This window comes from Intrasporangium flavum, assembly GCF_001956915.1.
GTDB classification, from domain to species: domain Bacteria; phylum Actinomycetota; class Actinomycetes; order Actinomycetales; family Dermatophilaceae; genus Monashia; species Monashia flava.
Map to the genome: position 1 here is coordinate 159,275 of NZ_MLJO01000010.1, position 17,464 is coordinate 176,738.

The 17,464-nt window shown below is 73.1% G+C and carries 16 protein-coding genes and 1 tRNA gene; 7 read left to right on the forward strand and 10 right to left on the reverse strand.

Annotated features, from left to right (window positions below; genetic code table 11):
- Positions 1-18: 18 nt before the first annotated feature.
- A complete protein-coding gene (locus BIV28_RS08310) occupies positions 19-1,455 on the reverse strand; it encodes an RNB domain-containing ribonuclease (RefSeq protein ID WP_076260913.1) in 1,437 nt (478 codons plus the stop codon).
- A gap of 151 nt (positions 1,456-1,606) precedes the next feature.
- Between BIV28_RS08310 and BIV28_RS08315 the strand changes: the two genes are divergently transcribed.
- The 3 genes from BIV28_RS08315 to BIV28_RS08325 all read left to right on the forward strand — a co-directional run bounded on the left by BIV28_RS08315 (position 1,607) and on the right by BIV28_RS08325 (position 3,923).
- Positions 1,607-2,356, forward strand: a complete 750-nt coding sequence (locus tag BIV28_RS08315) for a YaaA family protein (RefSeq protein WP_076260914.1) — start codon at positions 1,607-1,609, stop codon at positions 2,354-2,356.
- A 3-nt stretch (positions 2,357-2,359) separates the two neighbouring features.
- The gene (locus tag BIV28_RS08320) at positions 2,360-3,451 is read left to right on the forward strand and encodes an SLC13 family permease (protein ID WP_076260916.1); all 1,092 of its coding nucleotides are present in this window, start codon (positions 2,360-2,362) and stop codon (positions 3,449-3,451) included.
- A gap of 82 nt (positions 3,452-3,533) precedes the next feature.
- Positions 3,534-3,923 carry a hypothetical protein gene (locus BIV28_RS08325; RefSeq protein ID WP_076260917.1) on the forward strand — a complete coding sequence of 130 codons (390 nt, stop codon included), beginning with the start codon at positions 3,534-3,536 and terminating at the stop codon, positions 3,921-3,923.
- Positions 3,924-3,975: 52 nt separating this feature from the next.
- Here the strand turns inward: BIV28_RS08325 and BIV28_RS08330 are convergent, their stop codons facing one another.
- The 8 genes from BIV28_RS08330 to BIV28_RS08365 form a co-directional block, all read right to left on the reverse strand.
- A complete protein-coding gene (locus BIV28_RS08330) occupies positions 3,976-5,169 on the reverse strand; it encodes an O-succinylhomoserine sulfhydrylase (RefSeq protein ID WP_076260919.1) in 1,194 nt (397 codons plus the stop codon).
- Positions 5,166-5,579 (reverse strand): rhodanese-like domain-containing protein, encoded by a 414-nt coding sequence (locus BIV28_RS08335; RefSeq protein ID WP_076260920.1) that lies wholly within the window; start codon positions 5,577-5,579, stop codon positions 5,166-5,168. Before BIV28_RS08335 ends, BIV28_RS08330 begins: the two co-directional genes overlap by 4 nt.
- Before the next feature lie 24 nt (positions 5,580-5,603).
- Positions 5,604-6,653: a reverse transcriptase-like protein gene (locus BIV28_RS08340; protein WP_076260922.1), complete on the reverse strand. Its 1,050-nt coding sequence runs from the start codon at positions 6,651-6,653 to the stop codon at positions 5,604-5,606.
- Between the two features lie 19 nt (positions 6,654-6,672).
- A complete protein-coding gene (locus BIV28_RS08345; protein ID WP_341350207.1) occupies positions 6,673-7,494 on the reverse strand; it encodes a zinc ribbon domain-containing protein in 822 nt (273 codons plus the stop codon).
- On the reverse strand, positions 7,410-8,312 hold the full coding sequence (locus BIV28_RS08350) for a Nif3-like dinuclear metal center hexameric protein (RefSeq protein WP_076260923.1): 903 nt from the start codon (positions 8,310-8,312) through the stop codon (positions 7,410-7,412). Before BIV28_RS08350 ends, BIV28_RS08345 begins: the two co-directional genes overlap by 85 nt.
- A gap of 1 nt (position 8,313) precedes the next feature.
- Positions 8,314-8,386 (reverse strand) — tRNA-Val (locus BIV28_RS08355).
- Between the two features lie 43 nt (positions 8,387-8,429).
- Positions 8,430-8,951 (reverse strand): peroxiredoxin, encoded by a 522-nt coding sequence (locus tag BIV28_RS08360; protein WP_076261139.1) that lies wholly within the window; start codon positions 8,949-8,951, stop codon positions 8,430-8,432.
- 97 nt (positions 8,952-9,048) lie between these two features.
- The gene (locus BIV28_RS08365) at positions 9,049-9,465 is read right to left on the reverse strand and encodes a DUF3052 domain-containing protein (protein WP_076260925.1); all 417 of its coding nucleotides are present in this window, start codon (positions 9,463-9,465) and stop codon (positions 9,049-9,051) included.
- 304 nt (positions 9,466-9,769) lie between these two features.
- Here BIV28_RS08365 and aceE point away from each other — a divergent pair, with 304 nt between their 5' ends.
- On the forward strand, positions 9,770-12,541 hold the full coding sequence (aceE, locus tag BIV28_RS08370; protein ID WP_076260926.1) for a pyruvate dehydrogenase (acetyl-transferring), homodimeric type: 2,772 nt from the start codon (positions 9,770-9,772) through the stop codon (positions 12,539-12,541).
- 151 nt (positions 12,542-12,692) lie between these two features.
- On the opposite strand, the gene BIV28_RS08375 is transcribed toward aceE, so the two are convergent.
- Positions 12,693-13,868 carry a type IV toxin-antitoxin system AbiEi family antitoxin domain-containing protein gene (locus BIV28_RS08375; RefSeq protein WP_083707157.1) on the reverse strand — a complete coding sequence of 392 codons (1,176 nt, stop codon included), beginning with the start codon at positions 13,866-13,868 and terminating at the stop codon, positions 12,693-12,695.
- 12 nt (positions 13,869-13,880) lie between these two features.
- On the opposite strand from BIV28_RS08375, the gene argG reads away from it, so the two are divergent.
- The 3 genes from argG (at position 13,881) to BIV28_RS08390 (ending at position 17,379) form a co-directional block, all read left to right on the forward strand.
- The gene (gene argG, locus BIV28_RS08380) at positions 13,881-15,305 is read left to right on the forward strand and encodes an argininosuccinate synthase (protein ID WP_076260930.1); all 1,425 of its coding nucleotides are present in this window, start codon (positions 13,881-13,883) and stop codon (positions 15,303-15,305) included.
- A 91-nt stretch (positions 15,306-15,396) separates the two neighbouring features.
- Positions 15,397-16,113 carry a class I SAM-dependent methyltransferase gene (locus tag BIV28_RS08385; protein ID WP_076260931.1) on the forward strand — a complete coding sequence of 239 codons (717 nt, stop codon included), beginning with the start codon at positions 15,397-15,399 and terminating at the stop codon, positions 16,111-16,113.
- A 102-nt stretch (positions 16,114-16,215) separates the two neighbouring features.
- On the forward strand, positions 16,216-17,379 hold the full coding sequence (locus tag BIV28_RS08390) for a PucR family transcriptional regulator (protein ID WP_076260933.1): 1,164 nt from the start codon (positions 16,216-16,218) through the stop codon (positions 17,377-17,379).
- The last annotated feature ends 85 nt before the right edge of the window (positions 17,380-17,464 follow it).

Here is a 17,464-nt window from a genome sequence, read left to right on the forward strand (position 1 = left end):
CGTCGGGCGTCGACCAGCTCAGACGACGGTGAGCCCGACGGCGCCCGTCGACACGTCGGCCGTCTCGACGCGGACGCGCACCGAGTCGCCCGGCCGCGCCGTACCCGTGGCCTTCGCGACGATCGCGAGGTCGACGAGCTGCACGACGACCCCCTTGCCGTTGACGTCGACGACGACCGCGTCGAGCACCGCGCCCACCTGGCCGACGAGCTCGGCGGCCTCGACGGCGTCGGTGCAGGCGCGCTCGACCTGGCCGGCGCGCCGGTCCGAGGCCGACATGACCTCGGGCAGCGCGGCGAGCGCCTCACGCGCCCAGCCCGGCACGTCGGTACCCGCCGAGAGCGCCTCGCAGACGACGAGACCGAAGCGGTCGACGAGCCGGCGCAGCGGTGCCGTGACGTGGGCGTACGGGTTGGCGACGGCGGCGTGGAGGGGCTGGTCGGGCACCGCGCCGTCGAACGGCGTGTACCCGGCACCCCGGAAGAGGGTCGTCGCCTCGTGGATCAGCGCCAGGTGCTTGGGGTCGGCCCGGTCGAGGGTGCGGAGGAACTCGCCGTAGGGCAGGCCCTCGGGCCACGGGACGCCGGCGGCGGCGGCCTGCCGGCGGAACCGTGCGAGGTCGCGGGGGTCCGGAGTCGGCATGGTCCGCAGGATGCCGACCTTCCCGCGGAGCATGAGGTCGGCGGCGCCCATGCCGGTGAGCAGCGAGATCTGGGCGTTCCAGTCTTCGGAGGCCAGCAGGGGGCGGTAGGAGATCGTGAACCCGCCCGAGCCGTCCTCCTGGACCTCCTGCTCGGGCATCGGCAGCGAGGCCCCGCCGCGCTTGCGCTCCAGGGCGATCCGCTTCTCGCCGACCTCCTTGAGCAGCACGAGGACCGCCTCGGCCGTGCCGGCGTCGACCGCGTGCTGCACCTCGACGTAGTCGTAGCGCCGGACGCTGCGCACCAGGGCGCGGAACACCTCGACCGCGGTGCCCTCACCGTCGGCGTCGAGGGTGATGTCCCACACGAACGCGGGCCGCACCTGGTCCGGGAGCAGGCTCGCGGCGCCCTCGCTCAGCTCCTTGGGGTGCAGCAGCACCCGCTCGTCGGGGCAGTACACGGTCTGGCCCCGGCGTCGTGCCTCGGTGTCGACCGCTCCCCCGGCCCGCACGAACGCCGGGACGTCGGCGATGGCGTAGCGCACCCGGAAGCCGTCGCCGGCCCGCTCGATGTGCATCGCCTGGTCGAGGTCCATCGACGTCGGGGGGTCGATGGTGACGAACGGGACCGCCGTCTCGTCGCGCTCGGGCAGCTGCGCGGCCCCGGCCGCCGCGGCCGCCTCCGCGAGCACCTCGGGTGGGAACGCGTCGGGCAGCTGGGCCTCGCGCCGGATCTCCTCGAAGCGCGCGGTCAGGGCCTGGGCCACGTCGCCGGGCGTCGGTGCCGGGCGGAAGACGATGTGTCTCGAGGGCATGGCGCCACCCTATGCACGCCGCGTCACCGGTGGCGCCGACGCGCCCCGTGCGTCCGCTGCGTCCCGAGGAGGCGCGGCCGGAAGGCACGGGCGCCAGCGCGCCGTGGGAGGGGTGCGCCACCTTTGCCCCGAAGTGCCTAGGCTGGCCTCCGTGCTGATCCTCCTGCCCCCGTCCGAGGGCAAGACCCCGGCCCGCCGGGGACGACCGCTCGACCTCGGCTCCCTGTCCTTCCCTGAGCTGACGCCGCTGCGCGAGGACACCGTGCGCGCCGTCGCCGCGATCAGCGCCGAGCCGGGCGCCCCCGAGGTGCTCCGCGTCAGCCCGAACCTCGTCGAGGACGTCGAGCGCAACACGCGGCTGCTCACCGGACCGGCACGCGTCGCCGCCGACGTGTACTCCGGCGTCCTCTACAAGGCGCTCGACCTGCCGAGCCTCGACGCCGCGGCCCGCCGCCGCGCCAACCGGAGCATCGTCGTCATGTCCGCGCTCTTCGGCGCGGTGCGGCTCACCGACCGCATCCCGGCCTACCGCGTCCACGCCTGCGCCGACCTGCCCGGCATCGGCCACCTCGAGCGGGTGTGGCGCCCCCACCTCGCGCCCGTGCTCGAGCGCGCCGCCGGCGAGCGCGGCCTCGTCGTCGACTGCCGCTCCAGCACGTACGCGTCGATGTGGCGACCGCCGGCGCACGTCGCCCGCCGCACGGTCCACGTCACGGTCCCGGGGGCCTCGCACATGGCCAAGCACACCCGCGGCCTCGTCACGCGCGACCTCGTCGGCCGCGAGGCCCCGCGGACGCCGGAGGCCCTGGCCGACGCGCTGTCCGAGCGTTTCGCGGTGACCCTCACCCCGCCCGAGCGGCCCGGCAAGACGTGGCAGCTGGCCGCCACCGCGAAGGACTGATCCGTGCTCGACCTCGCGCAGCTCGTCGACCGGGTGGCCCCGATCCTCGTCTTCCTCGTGGCCATCACGCTCGTCGCCGAGCTCTGCGACCAGGCGGGCCTCTTCGACGAGGCCGCCCACTGGGCCGCGCGCCTGGCCCGCGGTCGGGTCGCCGTGCTGTGGCTGCTCGTCGTCGCCCTCGCGGTCGTCTCCACCGTCGTGCTCAGCCTCGACACGACGGCCGTGCTGCTCACGCCGGTCGCCGTGACCGTGGCGCGTCAGGTCGGGGCGCCCGCGCTGCCCTTCGCGATGACGACCCTGTGGCTGGCCAACACCGCCTCGCTGCTGCTGCCGGTGTCGAACCTGACGAACCTGCTGTCCCTGCACCCGTTCGCGGCGCTCGGCGTCTCCACGTGGGGCTACCTGCGGCTCATGGCCGCCCCCGCGCTCGCCGCGATCCTCGCCACCGTCGCCGTGCTGTGGCTGCTGCACCGCACCCAGCTGCGCAGCCGGTACGAGACCCCACCGCGGGCCGAGCCGCACGACCACCTCCTCATGGTCATCACGGCCTGGACCTGCGGCGCCCTCGCCGTCGCGTTCGTGTCCGGGCTGCAACCGGCCCTCGCCTCGGTCCCCGCCGCCCTGTTCCTCCTCGCGGTCACCTACTGGCGCGCCCCCGAGCTGCTGCGCCGCATCAAGATGCCCTGGCTGACCGTCATGGGCATCTGCATCCTCTTCCTCGTCGTCGACGCCGCCCTGCGGGCCGGCCTCGAGGAGTGGCTGCGCACGCTCGTCGGCGAGGGGACGACCGCGACCGCGCTGCTGCGCGTCAGCGGGCTCGGCGCGCTCGCGGCCAACGGGATCAACAACCTGCCGGCCTACCTGGCCCTCGAGCCGACGGTCGCCGACGCCCCGGCACGCCTCGCGGCCCTCCTCGTCGGCGTCAACACCGGCCCGATCGTCACCATGTGGGGCTCGGTGGCGACCCTGCTCTGGGCCCAGCGGTGCCGCTCGGCCGGGCTCACGGTCGACGCCGGACGCGTGGCGCGCACGGGCCTGCTCTGCGCGGTCGTCGTCGTCGGCGCCACGACGCTCACGCTCGCCGCGACGGCCTGAACGGTTCACGCGTCGCCGAGACCACCTGGCGCGCCGACCCCGAGGTCGCCCGACCGGGGCGACGGCGACCTACAGTGGGCGCGTGCCCGAGGGTTTCGACGACGACTGGTCGGCGACGGTGTGCGCCGTGCTCGACGCGCTCTTCCTCCGCGCGTCCGCGGGCTTCTCCCGGTCCTCCCCAGCCCACCCGCGTGACGGCGTCGTCGGTGACCTGCTGTGGGAGGCCGACCCGATCCGGTTCCTCGAGCGCTACCCCGCCAGCGGGGTCGTCGAGTCGTACGGCGGCCAGTGGCCGCCGCCGTGCATCGACTACTGGGTGTACGTCGACGCCACGACGCACCGCGCCCGGCTCTCGACCGAGGGCTCGGGCGTCGACTCCCCGACCGTCGAGCTGACCGGCCGTGGCTCCGTCGACGCCGCACGCCTCGCCGCGGTGCTGGGCGAGATCCTCTCCGTCCCGACCGACGGCTGAGCGCGTCCGGCCCGGCCCGGCGGCTCGCCCGAGCCGGCCCGGTGCGACGGCGTCAGCCGAGGGCGCGGCCCAGGTCGTCGACGAGGTCGCGGACGTCCTCGAGGCCGACCGACACCCGCAGGACGCCGTCGGTGATGCCGACAGCCGCCCGGGCCTCCGGCGCCAGCCGGCGGTGGGTCGTCGTGGCCGGGTGCGTGATGAGCGACTTGGAGTCGCCGAGGTTGTTGGAGATGTCGATGACCTCGAGGGCGTTCATGAGCGCGAACGCCTCGTCCTTGCCACCGTCGAGCTCGAACGTCACGACCGTGCCGGCGCCGAGCATCTGGCGCTTGGCCAGCTCGTGCTGGGGGTGGGACTCGAGGAACGGGTGCACGACGCGCGTGACCCGCGGGTGCGACTCGAGGAACCGGGCGACCTCGAGGGCGCTGGCCGCCATCCGCTCGACCCGCAGCGACATCGTCTCCAGGCCCTTGACGAGGACCCAGGCGTTGAACGGCGACATCGACGGGCCGGTGTGCCGCATGAGGTTCTGCACCGGGCCGTCGACGAACTCCTTGGGCCCGAGCACCGCCCCGCCGAGCACCCGGCCCTGGCCGTCGATGTGCTTGGTCGCCGAGTAGACGACGATGTCGGCCCCGTGCTCGAGCGGCTTGCTGAACACCGGCGTGCCGAAGACGTTGTCGACGACGACCCTGGCGCCGGCGGCGTGGGCCAGCTCGCTGACGGCGGCGATGTCGACGAGCTCCTGCATCGGGTTGCTCGGGGTCTCGAAGAACACCGCGGTCGTCGGCTCCGACAGCGCCTCGCGCCACTGGTCGAGGTCGGGCCCGTCGACGAAGACCGTCTCGACGCCCCAGCGCGGGAGGATCTCGTCGAGGATGACGAAGCACGAGCCGAAGAGGGCCCGCGAGGACACGACGCGGTCGCCCTGACCGAGCAGCGCCGCGAGGGCCACCCACACCGCGGACATCCCCGAGCCGGTGGCGAAGCAGGCCTCGGCCCCCTCGATCTGCCGCAGCCGCTCCTCGAACATCGTCACGGTCGGGTTGCCGTACCGGGAGTAGACGAAGCGGTCGACATCGCCCTTGAACGCCGCCTCGGCGTCCTCGGCGGTGTCGTAGACGAAGCCCGAGGTCAGGTACAGGCCCTCCGAGGTCTCCTCGAAACCGCTGCGGGACAAGCCCGCTCGCACGGCGAGGGTGTCGGGTCGCCAACCCTGGGTCGCGCCCGCGATGTCGGCGCTCATCCCTGCACCCACGGCAGGCCCGCGACCTTCCAGCCGGACACCGCGCGGTGGCGCTGCGCGTCGTGCGGCCCCTCGAAGCCCTCGAGCACGTTGCGCGACTGCGCCCAGCCCGCGGCGGTCGCGGCCTCGGCGGCGCTCACCGAGCGCACGCCCGAGCGGCACAGGAAGTAGACCGGCTGCTCCTTGCCGACGCCGGCCGCGGCCAGGTCGTCGACGAAGCGCTCGTTGACCCGGCCGTCGGGGTAGCTCTGCCACTCGACGAGCACGACGTCCTTGCCCACCTCGGCGAGGTCGGGCAGCCCGACGTAGGACCACTCGGCACTCGTTCGCACGTCGACGAGCACCGCACCGGGCTCGTCGCGCAGGGCCGCCCAGGCCTGCTCGGGGGTCACGTCACCGGCATAGCTCATGCAGCGAATATCGCACAGCGTCCGTCAGGCGAGATGGTCGGTCCGATTGGTGAAAGCCACCGACGCGGAACCGTCCTCCCAGACCTCGACGGCCGACAGGCTCCCGGGGGCGGTGGCCAAAGCCCAGAACCGGGCCGTCGGCGTCGCGAGGACGTCGCCGAGCACCGAGAGCACCCCGCGGCGGGACGTGACGGCGACGACGGTGCCGCCCTCGGCCACGAGGCCGCGGTAGGCGTCGCGCACCCGCTCGTCGGCACCCTCCCCCGGCGCCGTGCCGTCCCACGCCTCCGTGACGTCGACGGACGCGTCGAGCGCCGTCGCGAGCGTCCGGGCCAGGTCCGCGGTGGGCGGCTCGGCCGACCCGACGACGCGGGCGTCGTCGCCGACGAGTCGCTGCACGGCCCGCACGACGCGCGACCCGACGGTCTCGTCGTAGGGCACCTGCACGAGCAGGAGCCGCAGCGGGCGGGTCGCGGCGCTCGACGTCGTCGGCCCGGAGGCGGAGACGGAGGCTGATGCCGAGACCGCCGCAGCGGCCTCGGCGGCGTGCTCGAGCACCGCCGACGCGTCGGGCGCCGCTGACGCGTCGGGGGCGTCCACGCGCGCAGCGCCCTCGAGGACGCGGCGCACGCTCTTGCCGTCCATCGCGTCGTTGCTCAGGGCGTCGGCAGCCTTGTTCTTCTCGCGCGGGACCCACTCGAACTGCACCGAGCCGCCGGCGTCGGCGATGCGACGCACCACCTCGCGCGCCTCGAGCGCCAGGCGGCGCATGTCCTCGTGCTTGATCTTCCAGCGGCCCGACATCTGCTCGACGACGAGCTTGGAGTCCAACCTCGCGACGACGCGCGGCCCGGCGGCGAGCTCGGCGGCGGCCGTCAGCCCAGCAATGAGGCCGGAGTACTCGGCCACGTTGTTGCTCTGCTGGCCGAGCGGCTCGGCCAGCTCGACGAGCACCGCGCCGGTCTCGGCGTCACGCACGAGGGCGCCGTAGCCGGCGACACCGGGGTTGCCCCGTGACCCGCCGTCGGCCTCGACGACGAGGCGGCGCCCGGACGTCCCGGAGGTCCCGGTCACGCGCTGGGCTCCGAGCGCGTCACAGCCCCGACTCGGCGGTGCGCACCATGATGCGGCGGCACTCCTCGCAGCGGATGATCTCGTCCTGAGGGGTGCTGCGGATGCGGTCGATGTCGACGGGGTTCAGCTCGAGGCGGCAGCCGCCGCACCGCCGGTGCTGCATCGCCGCGGCGGCCAGGCCACCGCTCGACGCGCGGATCTTCTCGTAGAGGCTCACGAGGTCGTCTCCGACGCCGGCCACGACGTCGGCGCGCCCGGCGCCCACCTTCGTCGCCTCGGCGTCGAGCTCGGCGAGCCTGGCGTCGCGCTCGGACTCGAGGCGCGTCAGGCGCTCGGCCACCTCGGCGTGACGGTTCTGCACCTCGGTGACCCGGGCCGCGAGGGACTCGGCGCGCTCCATGACCTCGATCTCGACGTCCTCGAGCTCGGCCTGGCGGCGGGCGAGGGAGGTCAGCTCGTGCTGGAGGGCCTGCAGGTCCTTGGCCGAGCCCTGACCGGAGTCGAGCCGGGCCTGGTCGCGGGCCGCGCGGTCGCGGACGAGCTGGACGTCCTGCTCGGACTTGGTCAGCTCGCGCTGGACGTCGTCGGCCGCGGTGCGGGCGTTGACGACGTCGGTCTCGAGGGCGCCGACCTCACGACGCGCCGCGTCGACGGCCGCGAGCTGGGGCAGGTTCGCCTTGGCGTGCGCGATCTGGTCGAGTCGCGTGTCGATGGCCTGCAGGTCGAGCAGGCGCCACTGGCGGGACGGGTCGGCTTTCAGGACGCACCTCCGGGGTCGGTCCGGTCGCGGGCAGGGCCCGGCTCGGGTTGGGCTCGGTTGGCACCGACGACGAAGGTCCACGGCTCGGTGCGCACGCTCGAGAGTCTGCCCACGACCCTAGTCGGTTCCGCGCCCGGGGTCGGGTCCTCCCCCAGTGCCTCGAGGACGCGTTCGCGCGCGCTGGCCAGCCACAGCGACTCGGTGGCCCAGTGCCCGGCGTCGACGAGGAAGGGCGTGCCGTCGCGCGCCTCCTCGCGGGCCTCGAGCACCGGGTGGTGGCGCAGGTCGGCCGTGACGTAGACGTCGGCGCCCGACGCGCGGACCGCGTCGAACTGGTCGTCGCCCGAGCCGCCCATGACGGCGACGCGGTGCACGACGGCGTCCGGCTGGCCGCTGACCCGCATCCCGCCCACCGTCGCGGGCAGGGCGTCGGCCAGCGCCTCGGCGAAGTCGTGCAGCGACACGGCCACGGGCAGCTCCCCGATGCGTCCCGCCGGGCGGCCGCCGACCTCCGTCAGCGGTCGCTGGCTCGTCAGCCCGAGCGCGTCGGCGAGGACGGTGGACACCCCCGGGTCGGCGACGTCGGCGTTGGTGTGCGCGACGTAGAGCGCGACCCCACCGGCCAGCAGCGCCGTGACGGACGCGCCCTTGGCCGTCGTCGTGGCCACCGAGTGGACGCCGCGCAGCAGGAGCGGGTGGTGGGTGACGAGCAGGTCGGCCTCGCAGCGCACCGCCTCGTCGATGACGGCGAGCGTCGGGTCGAGGGCGAAGAGGATGGTGCGGACCGGCTGGTCGAGGTCGCCGGCGACGAGGCCGACGCGGTCCCAGTCGGCCGCGGTCTCGGGCGGGTACAGGGACTCGAGGACCGCGACGACGTCGCGCAGCGTCACGTCAACCACGTGGGCCCGGCCGGGATCGAACCGACGACACCCGCGGTGTAAACGCGGTGCTCTACCAGCTGAGCTACAGGCCCCCTCCCGGCGGGGCGCGGAGCGTCCGGTCGGGCGGCGGACAGCCTAGCGGGCCGACGCGTCCGGCGCGTCCGAGGCGCGCAGGCGGGCCAGCGCCTCCCGGTACTCGCGGAAGTCGCGGCCCTGGCCGATGCCGCGCACCTCAGACCACACGACCCGACCGGAGCGGTCGAGCAGGAACGTGCCGCGCAGGGCGAAGCCGTCGTCGTCGCTGAACACCCCGTAGCGCCGGGCGACCTCCCCGTGCGGCCAGAAGTCGGACAGCAACGGGAAGAAGTGCCCCTCGGCGTCGGCCCACGTGCGCAGGGTGTACATCGAGTCGCACGACACGGCGAACACCTGGATGTCGTCGGTCTGGAAGTCCTCGAGGCCGTCGCGGATCTCGCGCAGCTCGCCGCGGCAGATGCCCGAGAACGCGGCCGGGTAGAACACGACGACGGCGTTCTTGCGGCCGCGGACCGACGACAGGCTGACGTCGACGCCGTACTGATCCACCAGCGTGAAGTCGGGAGCGAGGTCGCCGACGGCCGGCTGGGCGGACGCGTGGAGCGAGGGCGCGTTCGTCATGCCCACGAGTGTCGCACCTCGCGCGGACGCCCGCTGCCACGCCCACTCACACCCCCGCGGGTACCGGGACCGGCACGACCACCGGCACCCGGGCGGGTCAGCGGCGGGGGCCCTTCGGTGGCATGAGGCGCGAGGCGGTCCAGTTGGTCGCCACGTTGACCTGCCCGCCCGTCACGAGGCCCGCCGTGGAGGCGGCCTCCTCGACGACGGCGGCATCGACGTGGCCGTCCCGTCCCGCCTTCGGCGTCAGCAGCACGACGAAACCCTGGTCGAACAGCTTCGTCAGGGCATCGACCATGAGGTCGACGAGATCCTCGTCGCCGTCGCGGTACCAGACGATGACACCGTCGGCCCCGTCGTTGAACTCCTCGTCCTCGAGCTCGGTACCGATGACGTCCTCGACCTCGAACCGCAGGTCGTCGTCGACGTCGTCGTCATAGCCGAACTCCTGGATGACCTGCCCTTTGGCAAATCCGAGCTTGCTGAGGGACGCCGCTCCCGCGGTCGCGCTCACTGTCACCGGTCCTCTCCGTCGGGGGCCCGAGCAGGTCGCCCGGGCCGGTCGTTCACGTCGTGCTGGCAGGTGGTCGCCGGGTCGCGCCGTGAGGCGGGGCGACGCCACCGGGTACCAGTGCACTCGCTCCGACGGTATCGCGCAAGGTGTGGCGGAACGGGCCCAACGCCCTACAACACGCGTCGGTGTCCCACTGCCGGACCCGAGTGTGACGGCTACCACGGTTTGGTAGAGGATGGAAGGGAGCAGCGCCCCGACCACCCGGTCCGAGGGCGCCGCGACGCGACGAGAAAGGACCCACGACGTGGCTTCCGAGGCCGGCCCGATCCTCAACGGCATCCCCAGTCAGCTCCCGGACATCGATCCCGAGGAGACCCAGGAGTGGCTCGACTCCCTCGACGCCGTCCTGGACGAGAAGGGCCGCACGCGGGCGCGCTACATCATGCTCAAGCTCATCGAGCGGGCCCGTCAGCAGCAGGTCGGCGTGCCGTCGCTGACGGCCACCGACTACATCAACACCATCCCGCCGGAGCGTGAGCCCTGGTTCCCCGGCGACGAGGAGGTGGAGCGCGAGTTCCGCCGCTACATCCGCTGGAACGCCGCGGTCATGGTGCACCGCGCCCAGCGCCCCGGCATCGGCGTCGGTGGCCACATCTCCACGTACGCGAGCGCCGCGACGCTCTACGAGGTGGGCATGAACCACTTCTTCCGCGGCAAGGACCACGAGGGCGGCGGCGACCAGGTCTACTTCCAGGGCCACGCCTCCCCCGGCATGTACGCCCGCAGCTTCCTCGAGGGCCACCTGAGCGAGGCCGACCTCGACGGCTTCCGCCAGGAGAAGAGCCACATCGTCGACGGCAAGATCCGCGCCGTCCCGTCCTACCCCCACCCGCGCCTCATGCCGGACTACTGGGAGTTCCCGACGGTGTCGATGGGCATCGGCCCGATGAACGCCATCTACCAGGCGCAGTTCAACAAGTACCTGCACAACCGCGGCATCAAGGACACCAGCCAGCAGGACGTCTGGGCCTTCCTCGGCGACGGCGAGATGGACGAGCCCGAGTCGCGCGGCCTGCTCCAGCTCGCGGCCAACGAGGAGCTCGACAACCTCACGTTCGTCATCAACTGCAACCTGCAGCGTCTCGACGGACCGGTCCGCGGCAACGGCAAGATCATCCAGGAGCTCGAGGCGTTCTTCCGCGGTGCCGGCTGGAACGTCATCAAGGTCGTCTGGGGCCGTGGCTGGGACCCGCTCCTCGCCGGCGACCGCGACGGCGCGCTCGTGCACCTCATGAACTCCACGAGCGACGGCGACTACCAGACCTTCCGCGCCAACGACGGCAAGTACGTGCGCGACCACTTCTTCGGCCGCGACCCGCGCACCGCCAAGATGGTCGAGAGCTGGACCGACGACCAGGTCTGGTGGGACCTCAAGCGCGGTGGCCACGACTACCGCAAGGTGTACGCGGCCTACCAGGCGGCCCGTGAGCACACCGGCCAGCCGACCGTCATCCTCGCCAAGACGATCAAGGGCTACAGCCTCGGCTCGCACTTCGCCGGCCGCAACGCCACGCACCAGATGAAGAAGATGACGCTGGAGGACCTCAAGGCCTTCCGCGACAGCCTCCGCATCCCGATCTCCGACGAGCAGCTCGAGGCCAACCCCTACCAGCCGCCGTACTACCACCCGGGGCCGGACAACGACGTCGTCAAGTACTCGGTCGACCGCCGCGCCAAACTCGGGGGCACGCTGCCGAGCCGACGCGTCCGGTTCGAGACCGTCAAGCTGCCCGGCGACGAGGCCTACGCCCAGGTCAAGAAGGGCTCGGGCAAGCAGGAGGTCGCCACGACGATGGCGTTCGTCCGGCTGCTCAAGGACCTCCTGCGCGACAAGGAGTTCGGCAAGCGGATCGTGCCGATCATCCCCGACGAGGCGCGCACCTTCGGCATGGACGCGTTCTTCCCGACGATCAAGATCTACAACCCCAACGGGCAGAACTACACGCCGGTCGACGCCGAGCTGATGCTCGCCTACCGCGAGAACACCCAGGGTCAGATCCTGCACCTCGGCATCAACGAGGCGGGCTCGCTCGCCGCGTTCACGGCCGCCGGCACGTCGTACGCCACGCACGGCCAGCCGATGGTCCCGATCTACGTCTTCTACTCGATGTTCGGCTTCCAGCGCACCGGCGACTCGATCTGGGCGGCCGCCGACCAGATGAGCCGCGGCTTCCTCATCGGGGCCACGGCAGGCCGCACGACCCTGACCGGCGAGGGCCTGCAGCACGCCGACGGCCACAGCCCGCTCCTCGCGGCGACGAACCCGGCCGTCGTGCACTACGACCCGGCCTACGCCTACGAGATCGCGCACATCATGCAGGACGGCCTGCGTCGGATGTACGGCGAGGGACAGACTCCCGAAGAGTCCAACCTCATCTACTACCTGACCGTCTACAACGAGCCGATCCAGCAGCCCGCCGAGCCGGCCGACGTCGACGTCGAGGGCATCCTCAAGGGCATGCACCGCATCTCGGAGGCGAAGACCGAGGGCTGGCAGCACACGCCGGCGCGGGCCCAGATCCTCGCCTCCGGCGTCGGGGTGCCGTGGGCGCTCGAGGCCCAGCAGCTGCTCGCCGACGACTGGGGCGTGGCCGCCGACGTCTGGTCGGTCACCTCGTGGAACGAGTTGCGTCGCGACGGCCTGGCCGCTGACGAGCAGGAGTTCCTCGGCCCCGACGGCGACCGGCGCGTCCCGTGGGTCACGCAGTGCCTCGAGGGCACCGAGGGCCCGGTCGTCGGTGTGTCCGACTACATGCGGGCCGTTCAGGACCAGATCCGCGAGTGGGTCCCGGGCACGTACGCGACGCTCGGTGCCGACGGCTTCGGCTTCTCCGACACCCGACCGGCCGCCCGCCGCTTCTTCCACATCGACGGCCCCTCGGTCGCGGTGCGCACGCTGCAGCTGCTGGCCAAGGACGGCAAGATCGACGCCGACATCCCGGCCAAGGCCGCGGACAAGTACCGCCTCGACGACGTCACCGCCGGCACGTCCGGCAACGCCGGCGGCGAGAGCTGACGCTCCCCCGCCGAGCGCACTGACCGACGCCTGCGGCCCGGCCCCGATGACGGGGGCCGGGCCGCCGGCGTTCCGCGGCAGCGACTGCGGTTCGCGTCACGAGTCGCGCGGCCCCCGACCGTTCCTGCCCCGAAAGGCAGCCGGTGACGCTTCAGGCGGCGCATGCCACGGCCTCGGCCACCAGCCGTCGGACCTGCTCGGGTCGGTCGAGGTCGGCCCACATGAGACGTACGACGACCCACCCCGCGCGTCGGAGGGCATCCTCTCGACGCTTCTCCTCGAAGAGGGTCTCGCGGCGCCCGTCGGCATACTTCGAGGCGCCGTCGAACTCGACGAGCACGCGCGTGCCCAGGACGCGGAAGTCGGCGCGGAACCGCCGCCCCTCCGCCCGCACCTCGTACTGGGGCTCGAGCTCGAAGCCCAGGCAGCGCAGCACGTAGGCCGTACGCGTCTCACCGGGCGACTCGTGCCGGCCGTCGACGAACGCCAGCGCCGCCCGCACCGGACCGATGCCCGAGTGGGTTCGCAGGTCGGCCACGGCGCGTTCGAGCCGGGCGGCATCGACCGACGCCGCGCGCACGGCAGCGTCGGCCGGCACCAGAGCGGCCTCGGGCCCGCCGAGCAGTCCCGCCTGCACGATGGCGTGCTCCAGCGGCATCCCGGCGGGACGGTGGTCCTCGACCGACGGCGCGCTCAGGCCCAGGCCTCTCACCGGTCGGTGCATGACCAGTCCGGGGCGTCGGACGCCGGCGCCACGGCTCGATCGGCCGGGCGACCCGGAGGTACCTGGGTCGACCGACGCCAGGTGGACCGTCGCGAGATCGGCCCGGAAGGTCGGCAGGCCGCGGCACAGGAGCAACGAGTGGTGGCTGATGACGGCGCGGGACCGGAACTGCCTCCCGAGCGCGAGCGCGCAGAGGCGGTGCAGGGCCTCACCGTCAGGCGCTGCACCGTCGGTGACCGCGTACCAACCGCGAGTCAGTCGCACGATCCGGCCTGCTCGGCAGAGGCGGGTCAGGGCGTGGCGGTCGAGGCCGTGGCGCTCGGCGTCGGGGGTCGAGAAGACGCCGTCGCGCGCCAGCAGTCGTAGGTCCGTGGCAAGACGGTGCCCGTGGAGCCGGGTCGCGATCCACGGGTTCGGGCGGCCTGTGGAACGTCGCGACCTCGGGGCTGGGGATGTGGACGGCGGCACGCCAGCGCCGCTCGCCCACAAAGCGCACTTCGGGGCACCCGACGCGCGGGCCCCGGCGACCGGTGCCCCGAAGAGCAGCCGGTGCCCAAGAGCGAACCGGCTCGGCCGATTGGATAGGTATGCGCGACTGTGCATATACTTGCACTCGTGTCCAAGGTACTGACCTCCCTCCCTGTCGGTGAACGCGTCGGCATCGCCTTCTCCGGTGGCCTCGACACCTCGGTGGCCGTCGCGTGGATGCGTGAGAAGGGCGCGGTGCCCTGCACGTACACGGCCGACCTCGGCCAGTACGACGAGCCCGACATCGCCTCCGTCCCCGGCCGCGCCGGCCAGTACGGCGCCGAGATCAGCCGGCTCGTCGACTGCCGCCAGGCGCTCGTCGAGGAAGGCCTGTCCGCCATCGCGTGCGGCGCCTTCCACATCCGCAGCGGCGGCAAGACGTACTTCAACACGACGCCGCTCGGCCGCGTCGTCACGGGCACGCTGCTCGTGCGCGCCATGCAGGAGGACGGCGTCTCCATCTGGGGCGACGGCTCGACCTTCAAGGGCAACGACATCGAGCGGTTCTACCGCTACGGCCTGCTCGCCAACCCGCAGCTGCGCATCTACAAGCCGTGGCTCGACGCCGACTTCGTCACCGAGCTCGGTGGCCGGCACGAGATGTCGGAGTGGCTGACGGCCCGCGAGCTGCCCTACCGCGCCTCCGCGGAGAAGGCCTACTCGACCGACGCCAACATCTGGGGCGCGACGCACGAGGCCAAGACCCTCGAGTTCCTCGACGAGTCGATGGAGGTCGTCGAGCCGATCATGGGCGTCCGGTTCTGGGACCCCGCCGTCGCCATCGAGACCGAGGACGTCACCGTGCGCTGGGAGCGCGGCCGCCCGGTCGCCATCAACGGCGTCACCTTCGAGGACCCCGTCTCGCTCGTCATGGAGGCCAACGCCATCGGCGGCCGCCACGGCCTCGGCATGAGCGACCAGATCGAGAACCGCATCATCGAGGCCAAGTCGCGCGGCATCTACGAGGCGCCCGCCATGGCCCTGCTGCACCTGACCTACGAGAGGCTCCTCAACGCCATCCACAACGAGGACACCATCGCGGCCTACCACGCCGAGGGCCGACGCCTCGGCCGCCTCCTCTACGAGGGCCGCTGGCTCGACCCGCAGTCGCTCATGCTCCGCGAGTCGCTGCAGCGCTGGGTCGCGAGCGCCGTCACCGGCGAGGTCACGCTGCGCCTGCGCCGCGGTGACGACTGGTCGGTCGTGAACACGACCGGCCCGGCGTTCAGCTACCACCCCGAGAAGCTGTCGATGGAGCGCACCGAGGACGCCGCGTTCGGCCCGGTCGACCGCATCGGCCAGCTGACGATGCGCAACCTCGACATCGCCGACTCGCGCGCCAAGCTCGAGCTGTACGCGAGTCAGGGCCTGCTCGGCTCCGACGCCACCGACCTCGTCGGCGAGCTGGCCCCCGGCGGCGCGCAGGCCATCGCGGCCAACCCGTCCGCGGCCGACGTCGACGAGCAGGACGACGCGCTCGACCGCGCCGCCATGGAGTTCGGCACCGACTGAGTCGACGTCCACCGACCACCTCGCGCCGCCGGCCATCCCACCCACCCGCCGGCCGCGCGAGGTCCGGCGGCGGCGGGTAGGGTCGGGCGCCATGCAGCCGACCGACGCCATGACCGACCGCGACACCGTGGACGCGCAGTACGCGCGCACCGACAACCTCCGGACGCGACGCGACGTGTGGGGTCCCGGTCCCGAGGGCGTCTCCCCCACCGAGGTGCTCGTCAGCTCGGTCGTGGCCGCCCGCCCGGCGAAGGTCATCGAGATCGGCTGCGGCACAGGCCACTTCGCTCGGTCGGTGATCGACGCGCTGCCTGACGTCGACTACCTCGCCACCGACATCTCGGCCGCCATGGTCGAGGCCACCTCCTCGCTCGGCGTCCCGTCCCGCCAGGTGCCCGGCGACGCGCTCCCCTTCGCCGACGACACCTTCGACGGGGCTGTCGCGGCGTGGATGCTCTACCACGTGCCCGACCTCGACGGCACGCTCGCCGAGCTGCGACGCGTGCTGCGCGACGGTGGACGGCTCAGCGTCGCGACGAACGGCGAGGAGCACCTGGGCGACCTGCTGCGCGAGGCGGGCGGCGAGCCCGTCGCCTCGCAGTTCACGGCCGAGAACGCCGAGGAGGCGCTGTCGCGCCACTTCGAGCACGTGTCGCGTCGCGACGTCGAGACGCGCGCGACGTTCCCCGACCACGCGGCTGCCGTCGCCTACCTGTCGACGTTCGCCGCCGACCTCGCGGCCGCCCTCCCCCACTTCGAGGGCCCGCGCGCCTACGTCGGGCGCTCCTGCATCCTCACGGCCCACTGACGCCACCAGCCCCACCCGTCACGAGGCCGCCTGCGCGCCCGGGCGAAGCGGTTTGTGAGCGCCGTACAAAGCGAGGGTGCCGACGCGTCCTAGGCTGGCGCCGTGACCGACCGACCCGTCCAGCCGAGCGACGCCACGACGCGCACCGTCGAGCGCAGCGCCGGCGAGCTGTCGACGCTCGCGGCGCGTCGCATGGAGGAGAACCTCGGGTGGTACCGACGCCTGTCGGCCGAGGAGCGCTCGCAGGTGGGCCTCGTGGCCCAGGCCGGCATCTCGCAGTTCATCGCCTGGTTCCGGTCCGAGGGCCACGCGCCGTCGGCGATCTCGATCTTCGCCAACGCACCCCAGGAGCTGACGCGGTCGGTCAGCCTGCGCCAGACCCTCGACCTCGTGCGCACCGTCGTCGACGTCGTCGAGTCGCACGTCGAGAGCCTCGCCGGCCCCGGCGACGAGCAGCTGCTGCGCGAGTCGGTGCTGCGGTTCTCCCGTGACATCGCCTTCGCCGCGGCCGAGGTCTACGCCGGAGCGGCGGAGGCCCGCGGTGCGTGGGACGCCCGCCTCGAGGCCCTCGTCGTCGACGCCGTGCTCCGCGGCGAGGCGGACGAGTCGATGCAGTCGCGGGCCACGGCCCTCGGGTGGGGCGAGGTGTCGCACGTGACGTTCGTGGTCGGGACCACCCCGGAGGCACGGGCCAGCACCGTTCCGGCGGTCGACGAGCTGCGTCGGGCGGTGCGCAAGGAGGGTGTCGAGGCGCTCGTGCTCGTCCAGCGCACCCGCCTCATCGCCGTCGTCGGCGGCACCCGCGAGCCGCTCGCCGTCGTCGGCGCGGTGGCCGACCGCTTCGGCCCCGGACCCGTGGTGGTCGGGCCCACCGTGCCACACCTGTTCGCCGCGGGACGCTCGGCGCGCGCTGCCCTGAGCGGACTCTCCGCCGCGTCGGCGTGGCCCGACGCGCCGCGCGTCGTCGAGTCCGACGCCCTCCTGCCCGAGCGCGCCCTGGCCGGCGACGCGAGTGCCAGGCGCATCCTCGTCGAGCGCATCCACCGGCCCCTGCGCGGGCCCCAGCAGGCACCGCTGCTCGACACCGCCACCGCCTACCTCGAGAACGGCGGCAGCCTCGAGGCCACCGCGCGCGCCCTCTTCGTGCACCCCAACACGGTGCGGTACCGCCTCGGGCGGATCGGCGATGCCACCGGCTACGACCTGACGACGCCTCGCGAGGCGTGGGCGGCCCGGGTCGCGCTCGCGCTCGGCCGACTGGCCTGACCCTCGCGCCCCGCGACCGACGCGGCCCAGAGGATTCTCGACCGAACGCTCGTTCTCCCTTGGAGGTATCCTCCAAACAATCGCG

Coding starts and splice junctions, on each gene's coding strand:
- BIV28_RS08375 (WP_083707157.1), bottom strand. CDS start 13,868: ATGCACAGTCGCGCATACCTATCCAATCGGCCGAGCCGGTTCGCTCTT.
- BIV28_RS08330 (WP_076260919.1), bottom strand. CDS start 5,169: ATGAGCGCCGACATCGCGGGCGCGACCCAGGGTTGGCGACCCGACACC.
- BIV28_RS08310 (WP_076260913.1), bottom strand. CDS start 1,455: ATGCCCTCGAGACACATCGTCTTCCGCCCGGCACCGACGCCCGGCGAC.
- BIV28_RS08385 (WP_076260931.1), top strand. CDS start 15,397: ATGCAGCCGACCGACGCCATGACCGACCGCGACACCGTGGACGCGCAG.
- BIV28_RS08360 (WP_076261139.1), bottom strand. CDS start 8,951: ATGACGAACGCGCCCTCGCTCCACGCGTCCGCCCAGCCGGCCGTCGGC.
- BIV28_RS08335 (WP_076260920.1), bottom strand. CDS start 5,579: ATGAGCTATGCCGGTGACGTGACCCCCGAGCAGGCCTGGGCGGCCCTG.